Here is a 13,225-nt window from a genome sequence, read left to right as displayed (position 1 = left end):
ACATGAAACATATCATTTTTCATGTGGATGTTAACTCTGCCTTCCTTTCCTGGACAGCAGTTAAGAGGTTAAAAGACAATCCCGATTCCATAGACCTTAGAACCATCCCTTCCGTTATCGGAGGGGATGTTAAGACCAGGCACGGCATTGTTACCGCCAAATCTATCCCTGCCAAAAAATACGGGATTCAGACTGCTGAGCCCATAGCCAGCGCTCTCCAGAAATGTCCCAAACTCGTGGTTGTTCCATCGGATTTTAAGACCTACCATGAGTATTCAAGCGCCTTTATCAGTATCCTTAGGACCTACTCCGAAGTTCTTGAGCAGGTCTCTATTGATGAGGCTTATCTTGATGTCACTTCTTTAAAAGACATCTATCCATCCCCTGATTTTCCGCTAAACGTCGCACAGATGATCCGCGACGAGATCAGGGATAATCTCGGCTTTACTGTAAACGTCGGCATTTCCAGCAATAAACTCCTTGCGAAAATGGCCAGCGATTTCACTAAGCCCGACAAGACTCACACACTATTTCCCTCGGAAATCAAAGAAAAAATGTGGCCACTTGATATCGGAGATCTGTACGGCTGCGGCAAAAAGACCGCAGAAAAGCTCCGCTCAGTGGGTATAAGGACCATAGGAGATGCTGCGTCATATTCCAAGGAACTGCTTACCTCGCTCCTTGGCGAAAAGGCCGGAGAATACATATATCAGAGTGCCAACGGCATTGGTTCTGAAACCGTACATCCTGAGAGGGATGATCCCAAGAGCTACTCCAACGAGACCACAACTAAGAATGATATAACCACAGCCAATTTCGACACTGATATGCCTCCGATCGTAAGGCATCTCTCGGATAAAGTATCTGCAAGGCTTAAAAGAGATAACGTCTATGGCGGAACTATAAGTGTGCAGGTTAAGACCAGTGAATTTAAGCGCTATTCAAGGCAGCTCCGTCTTGCAGAGTCCACCAACGATGCGGATACCATATATGAAAATGCTCTTATGCTGCTGGGTGAGCTCCTTACCGGCGATAACGGCATTTTTGAAGAAGGAGTTGGCATACGCCTTGTGGGCGTTGGTGTGGATCACCTTGATAACGGAACCTTCAGGCAGGGCAATCTCTTTGACTGGATGACCACCGGGCAAAAAGAGCTCCGGGAAGAAAAAGAAAAGAAAGAAAAAGACGATAAGCTTGAAAAAATGGAAAAGTCCATCCGGGATAAATTCGGGGATGGTCTGATACACAAAGGCTTTTGACAAAAAAAGACCGCCATAACGGCGGTCTTTAGTATTTTATACTGCAGCAAGTTCCTGAACCTGTGCGCGCTTCTCATAAAGGACGCATCCGCCCTTGTGGTCGTCAAGAAGAACACCTTCGGACTGAAGTTCAAGGAAAAGCTTGGATTTAATAGCTTCCCTGAGAGAAGTCTCTTTTACATTGATATCTGAATAAGGTGAGAATGGGCAAGGCTCTGCGCCTCCCTGTGAGTTGATGTGGAAGAAGCCTCTTCCTGCAGCGATACATCCGCCTGAACTCTTCTCATCTCCCGGGAATGATACGAATACCATCTCAGGATGCTCTCTTCTGAGTCTCATGATCTCTGCCTTTAAGTACTCTCTGTCCTCATCACCGGGTGCAAGGTGCTCAGAATTCTCATCTACAGGCACAAATTCTACGAAAATAACCGCCTTGCAGCCTTTCTCGGACATCATACTGATGAAACTCTCGGAGGAAACCTCTTTTAAATTGTCAGTTGTCACTGTTACAGATGTTCCGAAGATAAGGCCTCTTCTCTTAAGCTCATCCATGTTTGAAACAAGCTTCTCGTATACGCCCTCTCCTCTTCTCCTGTCAGTAGCTTCCTGCTCGCCTTCTATACTCATGATGGGGATCAGATTACGGTTCTTATCAAATTCGTCGAAGTACTTCTCTGTCATGAAAGTTCCGTTTGTAAAGATCGGGAACAGGATTGACTGCTTCTTACCTGCAGCCTCAATTACTCCGCGCCTGAGAAGTGGCTCTCCTCCAGCAAGAAGAATAAAGCTTACTCCGAGGTCATCAGCTTCGTCGAATATCTTGCTCCAATCCTCATCTGAGAGCTGCTTAACAGGCTCATTGTCATTGGTAGCATCATTACATCTCGAATAACAGCCTGCACAGTGAAGGTTGCAGCTGCTGGTAATGCTTGCAATAAGGAATGGCGGAACGTGTTCTCCTGCCTCTTCCATCTTGGCTCTCTTTTTGGAAGCTGCGCTGCTGGCAATGGCGAATTTAGCCATATATGCGCTCTCCTTGGGGTTTCTTAGCGTAGCTCTTACGGCGTCGGCAACAACACGCTCAACTCCCCTGGTCATATACTCCTGAATATCAAAGTCTTTACTCATAACGTGATCCTCTTATATTTGTCATTGATACAGATGATTATATCACGTTTTATATTTTTTGCAATTATATTGTGCGCTATTTTTTAATCATTTCTGATAGAAGGGTCCAGCCCTATTTCTTTTGCACGATCTGATAGGATCTTCTTGATCTCTTTTTCTGTATATGTCTTAAATCCGGCTTCTTCCAAAGTGTTCTTAAACACATTGTCGTTCTCGTAATACTTTTTGCTGCCGGTATAAGTGTAATGATAATAGATGTGCTCTGAATCCTTCATATCTTCGGATAATATGTAGACCATGAGCTGAGTGTCCTTCCACTCCTCCATATCGATCTCTACATCATCCCCGAAATCAAAATCATTGACCGTCAAGAAATAATGCATCTTGTAGAAGAAATGATATCTGGCATCAGCATCAAGGAAACCATAGTCATATATCGCAAGATCCGCTCCGCCCTTACCAAATTCGCCTACAAAGCCCTGTTCGCTGATGTTTCCCTCACGCCTTTCAGCCTCAACATATGTTATATATCTTATATATAACTTGCCTCCAGCTTCTTTGATCACAAAGCTGAGTTTGGCAGGAAGCATATCAGGGTCACTGCGGGCAAAGACCAAAAGCTCATATTCACCGTCACTTCCGCAGTCAATATATTTGTAATCATAAATAGGATAATCAGCCTCAGCATCATAGTCTTCGAATTCGCAATCCATTATTGCCTCTGCTTCTCCATTGAGATACGCAGTGTAAAGACCTGTTGTGTCTCTTTCATCCCGGTAATACTTCTTTTCATAAGAAACCAGCAGACTTTCAGCTGTCACATCCTTAAACCAGGAAAATCTCTCCTTCTCATTACCAAAATACCAGGACTGCTCACCGTCCTTGATCTCTTCTAAAGTTATCGTATTGTCCTCGATAAACATTCTGTAGAAGGTATTCATGCCCCAGTATGCATCGGCAGACTCACGCACGGTTGCGTAAACCATGTATTTTGCATCTTCATCTTCTATGATGTATACGCTGTCAACATCACTCAGACACGGCTCAACATCCAGCGCTCTGAAGGCATCCATTTTCCATTCGCAAAGCGCCTTGTCATCTGTCGTCTCATAGATTGAAGTCTGATAGAGCTTGGTCTCATCGCCCCAGAAGGTCTTTATCACCTCCAGATATCCATCCCTGTCCAGGTCATCTATGGCATAGCCATGATCTATAAAGGGTGAAAAGACCTCCATATCCTCCTCAGTAAGCTCCCAGAGATCAGAGTTGTCACTGATAACTGCAAGCTGCTCTTCATAAGGATATGCCAGCTCGTACGTATCCTCGGGCTCTTCCGGCTCAGGCTCAGCTTCAGGTTCACTCTGCAAAGTCTCCTGTGTTGCCTCAGCTGCCGGGGCAGTATCTGCCTCGATAGCTACGTTATTGGAATTAAATCCACCACAGCCCGTTATCAAAAGAGCTATAGCCGTTATTATCAGTAATTGTCTTCTCTTCATGCGCAACACCCTATTTTCTTAAATCAGCTTTGTTGTCCACTTCGTGCAGTCAAGAACGTCCGTAGCAAGGTCCTGATAGAAGTCAGGCTCGTGGCACACCATAATGACTGTGCCCTTGTACTCCTTAAGAGCTCTGTGAAGCTCCTCTTTTGCATCGACATCCAGATGGTTTGTAGGCTCATCCAGTACCAGAATGTTGGACTCTCTGTTCATTAGCTTGCAGAGCCTTACCTTGGCCTGCTCACCTCCGGAGAGGACCTTACATTTACTCTCGATGTGCTTGGTTGTAAGTCCGCATTTAGCAAGGGCTGACCTTACCTCGTACTGTGAAAATCCCGGGAATTCATTCCAGATCTCCTCAAGGCAGGTTGTCTCGATATCCGGTGGCATCTCCTGCTGGAAATAGCCTATCTCAACATTTTCACCCCTCTGGACCTTACCGGAGATCGGAGGGATTATGCCGAGAATACTCTTTAAAAGAGTGGTCTTTCCGATTCCGTTTGCTCCTGTAAGAACGGTGAAGGTATTTCTCTCAATGGCCAGGTTAAGCGGCTTTGAAAGAGGTTCATCATAGCCTATCACAAGGTCTTTTACCTCAAAGAGGAACTTGCCGGGGGTTCTGGCTGTCTTAAAGTAAAACTCAGGCTTTGGCTTTTCCTGGATCTTCTCGATGAGGTCCATGTTATCAAGCTTCTTCTGCCTTGCCATGGCCATATTTCTTGTGGCAACCCTGGCCTTGTTTCTGGCAACGAAGTCCTTAAGCTCTGCAATCTCCTGCTGTTGTCTGTTGTAAGCAGCTTCTCTCTGCGCCTTCTGGGCCTCATACACTTCCATAAACTTGTCGTAATCGCCCACATAGCGCTCCAGGGCGTGCGTATAGCCATCCATGTGATAAATGATGTTTACAACGCTGTTGAGGAACGGAATGTCATGAGAGATCAGGATAAACGCGTTCTCATATTCCTGTAGGTATCTGGTGAGCCACACGATGTGCTCGGCATCCAGATAATTCGTAGGCTCGTCCAGAAGCAATATATCAGGTTTTTGTAAAAGAAGCTTCGCAAGCAGTATCTTAGTTCTCTGTCCACCGGAAAGCTCGGTAACATCCCTGTCAAGGCCAAGCTCCAAAAAGCCGAGAGCCCTTGAAACCTCTTCAATCTTTGAATCTATCAGGTAGAAATCGTGATTGGTAAGAAGGTCCTGGATGGTTCCAAGCTCCTCCATATAGTCCTCAAGCTCCTTTTCATCTGCCTCACCCATGGCATCGCAGATCTCGTTCATCCTGCGCTCCATTTCAAAGAGCTCGTCATAGGCTGAAGATAGCACATCCTTAATGGTCATGCCCTGCTTTAGGACCGCATGCTGATCAAGGTATCCCACCTTCACGTTCTTGGCCCATTCAATTTTGCCGGCGTCAGGCATAAGCTGACCGGTTATGATGTTCATAAAAGTCGACTTTCCTTCGCCGTTGGCGCCCACAAGGCCGATGTGCTCGCCCTTTAGGAGCCTGAAGGAAACGTCATCGAAGATAGCTCTGTCACCAAAACCGTGGGTCAGATGCTCAACATTTAAAATACTCATAGTAATGCACACTCCACTTCTATATTTGTGTAATCAAAGTTTAATCTCTTAGCACCTCTGAAATTCTCCATGACCACTTCACAGAGCTGGGTGTCGAACTTAAGCGATCTCACTTCGTCCAACACCTCTCTCTTTTCGTTGTGATCATTTGTGCCCAGAACAAACATGTCGTAGGACCCTGAAACCTCTCTTCTTATGTGATGCAGAAATGTTCTGTAATAATCGCACTTGTATTCCTCAGCCAGAAAGAATGAAAGAAAGGCAAACTGTATCTGTGTTCCTTCCGGAGGTATCCTCACATAGCCAAGCCTTGAAATAAGCGGGTTAAAAGCTCGCAAAAGGGCCACTTTCCCGGAATACTCTTCTACTACGTACTGCTTGGTATCAGATCTGTCCCACAGGGCGCCAAGAGCTTTTATATTACCATCCCTGTGAAGAATATAAAAGTCTTTCGCCTCAGGAACATTCTCACCGCCCAGGCAGTCAATGACAGGGAAAAGACTCTTTGCCCCGCCCCAGGTCTTAAGAAACGCCAAAATATCGGCGCTGTCAGCCTCCGTCGCCCTTCTGAATTTAAGATCCGCGCAGGTATTCCTTACCGGCGCTGTGGGGCTTATTATATAGGTCCTGTAGCCATCCATGTCTACTGCGTAGGGAAGCTTTGGCCTTTCTTTTTTGAGCATCTTAAGGACATCCATATTCTCTTTTATCACGGAGCAGAAATATACAGATGAATCCAGTGGATCGTACATCTTCTCAAAGGCCTCTATCCAGTTGATACGGCTCTTCAAATCATGTAGGCGCTTCATGTTCGTTACATAACAAGCGTTATGCTCATCTCCCGCAACATAAAAATTTCTGGGGATTCCGGCGATCGTACCTACGATTTCTCCACCGCGTTTAAATATCCCCACAACACTTTTGTCGCTCTCCTTCATAAAGGAGTCATAGGGATTCGGACGCCTTGTATAAAGGAGCCTTATCTCGCCCCTGGCAATATCGCTCTCCATGATCTTTAAGATCCCGGCTCCGTCTTCACTTTTAGCAAAGGAAAAGACATTGCTCATTTCTTGGCCTCCTCCAGATTTTCGCCCACGGGAATGCCAATCCTCTGGTCAACCTCAAAGTGGAAGAGGATGTTTATGTACCAGTAAGCAAAGTTTATAAGGAGCTTTTTGGTGCGCTTAAAGCAGGTAACGCCTCTTTGTACTATGGATCTGAACTCAAAGAATCTGGTCTTATACTTCCTGCAGAGAGCCCTGAGCTCCTCGGCAGTTACGTTTTTAGGGACAAAAGAGATTGTTCCGAAGGTGTACCCTTCCTGGAGCCACCATTTGTCGCAGATAAGTCTTCCTTCCTCCTGAAAAGTCTTATAGGTAGGCGTATTGGGGAAGGTCAGAAGGTGATTAAAGGCTATAACAAAGAACTGATGCTTCATGGCAAATTTCAGAGTCTGTATAAAGCTCTCCTCTGTGTCCTCGTCAAAGCCAAATACGAAGGAGGCATAAATACTGATGCCCACCTCATGTATCTTCTCGATGAGCTCATCCCTCTCGCCCAGCCTTGCTGTCCACTCCTTGTTCATCTGCTTAAGATTTCCGCTGTTGATGGACTCAAACCCTATCAGCACCATTTCACAGCCGCTGTCCTTCATAAGGCGCAGGGTTTCGTCGTCTTTTGCAATATCAAGTGTTATCTGTGTAGTCCAGGTCACATGCAGCTTTTTGATCTCTGTAAAGAGCTCTCTTGCAAATTCTTTGTTGGAAAAAATACTGTCATCCACGAGAAAATAGAGCTTGTGTTTGCAGGATTTCATCTCTGCAATGATATCTGCAACATCCCTATGGATATATTTGGAATCGTAGTATTTTGCAATGGAGCAGAACTCGCAGTTGTGGAAACATCCTCGCCCTGTCTCAACCAGTGAAACAGGCAGATATTTCTTTTGCTGCTTCCTGTAGATGCTCCTGTCTGCCATCTTGTAGTCTATGCAGGGTTTACCCACATACTGCTTCTGCAGATTTCCGCTCTTTAAGTCCTCAAGGAGCCTGTTTATATTCTCTCCGCAGTTGTTAATCATTATTGCATCGCAGTGCTGTGCAGCTTCATCGGGCACAAGGGTCACGTGATAGCCGCCCATGACCACCTTTTTGCCGCGCTTTCTAAACTGCTCGGATATGTAATAAGCCCTCTTTGCCGTGTAGGTTTCAACGGTGATCAGCACAACATCCGTGTCGGTGTCGTAGTTTATGCTCTCAATTCTGTCATCATAAAACTCTCTTTCGCAATCTGCCGGAAGGAGAGAGCTGAGCACAGCTATTGTAAGAGGCTCCATGAGCCAGGATTTTAAGTATTTTTCATTGGTTTTCTTGCCGATGGCCGGCAGGATCAAGGTTACCTTCAAGCTTTCTCTCATCTTCGTCCTTTTCAAGGCATCCAAAGGTCATGCCCTGCTTCTCAAATACCTCTTTTCTGAATACCGGATTGTAGATTATGTAAGTAAAGAACCTGACCGGTCCTCGCAGGTTTGTTCTTGGTTCAAAGAGCCTGTACAGGACGGACCCAAGACTGTTGAAATCCCTTCTGCAGTTAAATCCTGCCTCTGTGAGCTCATCCGGAGTCATGTTCTTTGGAATAAATGCCGTGTAATTGAACTTGTACTGAGGATGCAGCCACCATTTGCCGTCGTATAAAAGCCTTCCCTGACTCTTAAGCTCATCATAGAGCGGAGTTCCGGGATATGGCATCAGGATATTATAGGCAGCGAAGGTGAATTTATTGCGCCTTGCAAACTCGTATGTTGCCCTGATGGACTCCAGAGTATCGGTATCGTGTCCTATAGTAAACGCCGCCCAGGTCTGCAGTCCGTAATGCCTTAGCTTCTCTATGGCTTCCTTGTAGTTATCCGCCACAAACTTGCGATTTACGCCCTTTCGCATGTTCTCTATGCTCTCGGGCTTTATGGACTCAAATCCTATTACAAGTCCCAGGCATCCGCTCTTTACCATGAGTTTCATGAGTTCCTCATCATCGAGCATATCTATGCTTCCCTGGCTGACCCACCGGACCTTCAGTGGAATAAGGGCCCTGAAAAGCTCTTTTGCCCTGGCCTTATTGGCCACGATGTTGTCATCCACGAAAAAGAGGAGCTTCCTCTTCTGTGACTTAATCTCTGCCACCACTTCGTCAATGTCCCTGGTGTAATGATGCTGCTCAAAATATACGCTGCTGGCGCAGTATTTGCAGTTAAACCCGCATCCGCGCGAGAATTGCAAAAGAGATATGGGCATGTACTTCTTGCCCTCATAAATGCTGCGTCTGGTCAGAATTCCCTTTTGTGGCACCTTTGGCGCTGTGCAGATGTACCTCTCTTTTAGTTCTCCGCGTCGCAGGTCCTCGATCATGTTACCCCACTGGCTCTCAGCGTCTCCGATCATGATGGAATCCGCATGTTCCTCGGCCTCTTCCGGCAGGAGCTTGATGTGGATGCCTCCCATGATGACCTTGACGCCCCTTTTTCTGTACTCGTCGGCAATTTCATAGGATCTGCGCGCAGTGAAGGTCTCGACGGTTATGGCCACAAGATCGGTCTTTTCCTCATAGGGAATCGGCTCAAGCCTGTCGTCATACATGACTACTTCTATATCTTCTGGGGTAAGAGCTGCCAGGATTCCCAGCTGCAAAGGCTCCATGCTGGCATTGTCCACATACAGGCTGTGCTCTCTTCTCCCGATATTTGGTTTTATCAGAGTTATCTTCATAAACTTTCGCCTTGTTTTCTGTGTATTTCGCTGCGGGATATGAGGTTGATGGCAAGGAAAACAGACATGTTTAAAAGCGTCCTGTGGTTTGCCCTCTCTCCCAGCATTCTCTTAAATATATTGCGATAGGTGTTAAAGCTAAATCTTGCGTTTCTGCAGCCGTCTTTAAGCTCATCGGGGCTCATGGCCTTGGGGAAATACATGGCATCGCCGTATCTGTAGCCGGGATCGAGCCACCATTTTTCAAATCTAAGACGCCCTTCGCCTTTCATTCTCTCAAATAAAGGAGTTCCGGGCAGTATCATGAGCGGATTGAAATTAGCTATAGCAAGGTTGTTTTTCACAGCAAATTCATAGGTATCCCTGATGGAATCTGCCGTGTCATAGTCATAGCCCAGCACAAACATTCCGTAGATCATTATGTTGTGCTTATAGATATTTTTTATGGCCTCCTCTAAGTGCGCGATGTTCCCTGACTTTTCGCCGCCTCTTAAGATTCCCAGATTGGCACTCTTTTTCATGATCTCCAGGTTGTTCTCATTAAGGGATTCAAAGCCGATCAGCACCATAAAGCAGCCCGACTCGTACATCTCTTTTAAAAGCTCATCCCTGAAAGCAATCTCAAGGCTAATCTGACAGGCCCACTTCTTCTTAAGAGGCTTTATGGCCCTGAACAGCTCTATTGCGCTCTCCTCGTTTAAAAAGAGATTGTCATCAATGAAAAACAGCAGCTTTTCTTTGCACTCACTGATCTCTTTTACCACGTTTTCAATGTCTTTTTGCCTGACTCCACCGGGGTAGAGGCTCTTTATTGAACAGAAATCACAATTAAACTTACAGCCCCTTGATGCCTGGACCATGGCCAGTGGCAGGTACTTTTTGCCCTCATAGCAGGAGGAGTTGGGATTAACATAGGACATGACACACTTATTCTCCGCCTGATAGACGCGCTTTGCAGGCTTTAAGCCGTTTTCCTCCACGTCCTTTATAAACTCTCCCCAGGTCTCCTCAGCATCGCCCTTTAGGACTACGTCCGCATGCAAAAGAGCTTCTTCCTCAAGCGCAGTCGGGTGAAAGCCACCCATGACTATGAGGTTATCATCTCTCTTGTACTTATCTGCCAGTTCATAGGCGTGTCTGGCTGCAAAGGTCTCAACTGAAAAGGCGATAATATCAGCATCCAGAGCCTCCGGAACGTTCTCTATTCGCTCATCGTAGAAAACAAGCTCGTGCTCTTTTGGTGTCAGCCTCTCAATCACAGCAAAAACCAGGGGTTTTAGAGCATCCTTCCCCTTGCTGTACATCATATTTACTTTGATGAATGCAATCTTCATCCCTTTTTATTTACCCTTCCATGCCAAGGAACTTAAATCCCAGATTAGCGCCAAAGGCGATAATCCTGGCGGATATTCCCTTTGATGTCACCCTTTTTATTCTCTTGAAGATATTCTTGTATGAATAGGTTTCTTTCCAAACATACCTGTATATATGCTCGAGTCTCTCAGGGCTCATGTTCTCCGGCTTAAAAACAGCTTTATGCTGGGTGTAATCCGCCCAGTTGGTGGTGATTATGCGTCCCGATGCCTCAAGCTCTTTATACAGCCCTGTTCCCGGCACCGGAGTCAGGATGGAAAATCTTGCAAGATTAATCCCAAGATAGTCCACCTGTCTAGGAAGGTCCATGAGGTCTTCCTCAGTATCTCCGTCCATCCCAAGTACAAAGCAGCCGTTTACCATGATGCCGTGTTTCTGCAGGTTCTGTACCGCTTCTTTGTATCTCTCGGGCTTATTAAAACCTTTTCTGACTTTATTTAGCGTCTGCTGGTTTACGGACTCAAGTCCCACCAACAGTCCGTTACATCCGCTCTTCTCGGCAAGTGTAAGCAGCTCTTCATCAAACCCGACATCTATCGTGGCGCTTCCGACCCACCTTATCTTAAGCCCCATCAGTTCTTTCATCAGCTTAATGGAATAATCCCTGTTTCCGAAGAAATTCGGGTCAAAGAACACGATTATCTTACTCTTTAAGCTCTTTATCTCACTTATTACATCCTCTATGGGCCTTGCTGTCGCTTCGCCCCACATCTGGCTGATGACGCAGTAGCTGCATCTGTTGGGGCATCCGGGATTGGCTACCACAGGAGGGTACTTGAGGTATTTCTTATGGGAGATCTTGGACCTGTCGGGAGATGGGATGTCTTTTCCCATAACACAGCTCCCCTCGTAGGTATCAAGGGGATTTCCGGCTTCAAGATCTTTAAGGAACTGCGGAACAGTATATTCTCCCGGCCCGATAAATATTGTATCTGCGTGCTGAAGGACCTCTTCTCTGCAATAGGTAACATGATATCCGCCTATGCAGACATACGATCCCATTTCTCTGAATTTATCTGCAATTTCATAGGCCCTTGTTACAGTGGGCGTTGTAGCAGTGAGCATGACAAGGTCGTAGGAATTATCAAATCTTACTCTGCCGGATATTTCATCAACGGCATCAATAACCCAGTCGGGATGCACTTTTTCAATTATTGCTGCCAGAGCACCGAGTGTTAAGGGCGGATAGGTAAACAGGCTTGAAAACCTGCTCCTGTAGCTCATGTCGGTACTGTGCCAGGGTAAAACCAGTAATACTTTCATCTAAAAGCCTTTTTTATGCGCTCAGGTTACGTCCGGAATGTCCGAGTTGTCGATCATGACCGCCTCGTCATAGTCCCCGAACTTCTTTGCGTACTTGCGATATCCGATATTTGCGATCATATAAATGAAGAGCCAGCGATGCACTCTTTTAAAATCAAAGCGCTTAAATATGGCTTTCCAGGAATAGCACATCTTCCAGGCCCGCTCGATTCCCTCAAGAAGCTCTGCCTTGGTCATCTGCGCCGGCTTGTAGACTACGTGTTCAACGTCATACAGGGCCCAGTTTCGCTCCGTTATCCTTCCCTGAGCTTCCAGTTCGTTGTAAAAACTTGTGCCCGGAAATGGCGTGATAATCGAAAATCTGGGCAGGTCTATCTTGGCATCAAGGCACAGCTGCGCCGTTCTGTCAAAGACATCTTTTCCGTCCTCATCACTTCCGAAGGCAAAACAGCCCATGACAAGGATGTTGTGCTCATGAAGCTTGTCCATAAGCCATTTATAGTCATCCACCCTGTTGACATTCTTGTTGATCTCGCTCTGAGTCTCCTGATTTACAGACTCAAAACCAAGGAGTAGTCCCTTACAGCCGCTCTTTTCAAAGATCTCGATCAGGTCGTCACACCTTCCTATGGCTGTGGTCGTAAGGCCAAACCACCACTTTTTCAGTGGAATCATGGCTGTGAAAAGCTCTTTTGCATAATTCACGTCTGCAATCAGGTTAACATCGGGGAATATAACAAATTTTCCCTTAAAGGTTTTTATCTCGTCTATAACATCCTGCACCGGACGGGTCAAAACGTGCTGTCCAAAAGCCGCCGGATAGGCACAGAATGAGCAGGAATGATTGCACCCCCTTACGCATTCAACGGTATTTAAGGTGATGTATCTGTCTTTTTTCAAAAGATCTTTTCGAGGAATGGGGCGACCGGCTATAGAAGGGCACCCTCCTTCATCCCGGTAGAACGGCTTAAGACAGCCCTTTGAAACGTCCTCTATGGCCTGCTTGAAGGTCCGATCTCCAAGTCCCACCAAAACAGAATCCGCATGCTCCTTGGCTTCCTCAGGCATAAGCGTCGGATGAACGCCGCCCATGAGAACCGGAATACCGCGGCTTCTGAAGTAGTCCGCATATTTGTAGCTGCGCTCAGCAGTACCGGTGATGCTGGTGATAGCCACCACATCCGCTTGAAGATCAAGAGGGATCGGCTCTGCCGTCTCGTCATATATGACTACGTCATCATCCGGAAGGTATGCAGCAAGGAGCGCCAGAGTAATTGGCGCATAATGAAGGTTCTTGTGGAACATTCCGTTATATCTGTGCATTGCACCTGCAGGTGCCAGTAACGCTACTCTCATTCTTTCT

General features: G+C 46.3%; 10 protein-coding genes. 1 reads left to right on the top strand and 9 read right to left on the bottom strand.

The window, feature by feature from the left end; translation table 11 throughout:
* Window positions 1-2: 2 nt before the first annotated feature.
* On the top strand, window positions 3-1,259 hold the full coding sequence (locus G589_RS0108670; RefSeq protein WP_026521837.1) for a DNA polymerase Y family protein: 1,257 nt from the start codon (window positions 3-5) through the stop codon (window positions 1,257-1,259).
* Between the two features lie 36 nt (window positions 1,260-1,295).
* Here G589_RS0108670 and G589_RS0108665 read toward each other — a convergent pair whose 3' ends face one another.
* The 9 genes from G589_RS0108665 to G589_RS0108625 all read right to left on the bottom strand — a co-directional run bounded on the left by G589_RS0108665 (window position 1,296) and on the right by G589_RS0108625 (window position 13,218).
* Window positions 1,296-2,387, bottom strand: coding sequence for a radical SAM protein (locus G589_RS0108665; RefSeq protein WP_026521836.1), 1,092 nt, complete (start codon window positions 2,385-2,387; stop codon window positions 1,296-1,298).
* A gap of 83 nt (window positions 2,388-2,470) precedes the next feature.
* Entirely contained in the window at window positions 2,471-3,883 is a 1,413-nt protein-coding gene (locus tag G589_RS0108660; RefSeq protein ID WP_035775712.1) for a hypothetical protein, read from the bottom strand.
* A gap of 18 nt (window positions 3,884-3,901) precedes the next feature.
* Entirely contained in the window at window positions 3,902-5,464 is a 1,563-nt protein-coding gene (locus tag G589_RS0108655; RefSeq protein ID WP_026519295.1) for an ABC-F family ATP-binding cassette domain-containing protein, read from the bottom strand.
* Window positions 5,461-6,531, bottom strand: coding sequence for a hypothetical protein (locus G589_RS0108650; protein ID WP_026521834.1), 1,071 nt, complete (start codon window positions 6,529-6,531; stop codon window positions 5,461-5,463). The genes G589_RS0108655 and G589_RS0108650 overlap by 4 nt, the downstream gene beginning before the upstream one ends.
* A complete protein-coding gene (locus tag G589_RS0108645) occupies window positions 6,528-7,880 on the bottom strand; it encodes a B12-binding domain-containing radical SAM protein (RefSeq protein ID WP_242826435.1) in 1,353 nt (450 codons plus the stop codon). The genes G589_RS0108650 and G589_RS0108645 overlap by 4 nt, the downstream gene beginning before the upstream one ends.
* Window positions 7,822-9,225 (bottom strand): B12-binding domain-containing radical SAM protein, encoded by a 1,404-nt coding sequence (locus G589_RS19370; protein WP_081668983.1) that lies wholly within the window; start codon window positions 9,223-9,225, stop codon window positions 7,822-7,824. The genes G589_RS0108645 and G589_RS19370 overlap by 59 nt, the downstream gene beginning before the upstream one ends.
* On the bottom strand, window positions 9,222-10,559 hold the full coding sequence (locus G589_RS0108635) for a B12-binding domain-containing radical SAM protein (RefSeq protein ID WP_026521832.1): 1,338 nt from the start codon (window positions 10,557-10,559) through the stop codon (window positions 9,222-9,224). The genes G589_RS19370 and G589_RS0108635 overlap by 4 nt, the downstream gene beginning before the upstream one ends.
* A 10-nt stretch (window positions 10,560-10,569) precedes the next feature.
* Window positions 10,570-11,862 (bottom strand): B12-binding domain-containing radical SAM protein, encoded by a 1,293-nt coding sequence (locus tag G589_RS0108630; RefSeq protein WP_026521831.1) that lies wholly within the window; start codon window positions 11,860-11,862, stop codon window positions 10,570-10,572.
* Between the two features lie 21 nt (window positions 11,863-11,883).
* On the bottom strand, window positions 11,884-13,218 hold the full coding sequence (locus tag G589_RS0108625) for a B12-binding domain-containing radical SAM protein (RefSeq protein ID WP_026521830.1): 1,335 nt from the start codon (window positions 13,216-13,218) through the stop codon (window positions 11,884-11,886).
* Window positions 13,219-13,225: the final 7 nt, after the last annotated feature.

It is taken from the genome of Butyrivibrio sp. VCB2001, assembly GCF_000423965.1.
Lineage (GTDB): Bacteria > Bacillota > Clostridia > Lachnospirales > Lachnospiraceae > Butyrivibrio.
The sequence above is the reverse complement of the archived record's forward strand: the minus strand, read 5'-3'. Positions and strand labels throughout refer to the sequence as shown.

Excerpts from the sequence above, each read along its gene's own strand:
- G589_RS0108655 (WP_026519295.1), bottom strand. The coding sequence starts at position 5,464 with ATGAGTATTTTAAATGTTGAGCATCTGACCCACGGTTTTGGTGACAGA.
- G589_RS0108650 (WP_026521834.1), bottom strand. The coding sequence starts at position 6,531 with ATGAGCAATGTCTTTTCCTTTGCTAAAAGTGAAGACGGAGCCGGGATC.
- G589_RS0108630 (WP_026521831.1), bottom strand. The coding sequence starts at position 11,862 with ATGAAAGTATTACTGGTTTTACCCTGGCACAGTACCGACATGAGCTAC.
- G589_RS19370 (WP_081668983.1), bottom strand. The coding sequence starts at position 9,225 with ATGAAGATAACTCTGATAAAACCAAATATCGGGAGAAGAGAGCACAGC.
- G589_RS0108635 (WP_026521832.1), bottom strand. The coding sequence starts at position 10,559 with ATGAAGATTGCATTCATCAAAGTAAATATGATGTACAGCAAGGGGAAG.
- G589_RS0108625 (WP_026521830.1), bottom strand. The coding sequence starts at position 13,218 with ATGAGAGTAGCGTTACTGGCACCTGCAGGTGCAATGCACAGATATAAC.
- G589_RS0108645 (WP_242826435.1), bottom strand. The coding sequence starts at position 7,880 with ATGAGAGAAAGCTTGAAGGTAACCTTGATCCTGCCGGCCATCGGCAAG.
- G589_RS0108660 (WP_035775712.1), bottom strand. The coding sequence starts at position 3,883 with ATGAAGAGAAGACAATTACTGATAATAACGGCTATAGCTCTTTTGATA.
- G589_RS0108670 (WP_026521837.1), top strand. The coding sequence starts at position 3 with ATGAAACATATCATTTTTCATGTGGATGTTAACTCTGCCTTCCTTTCC.
- G589_RS0108665 (WP_026521836.1), bottom strand. The coding sequence starts at position 2,387 with ATGAGTAAAGACTTTGATATTCAGGAGTATATGACCAGGGGAGTTGAG.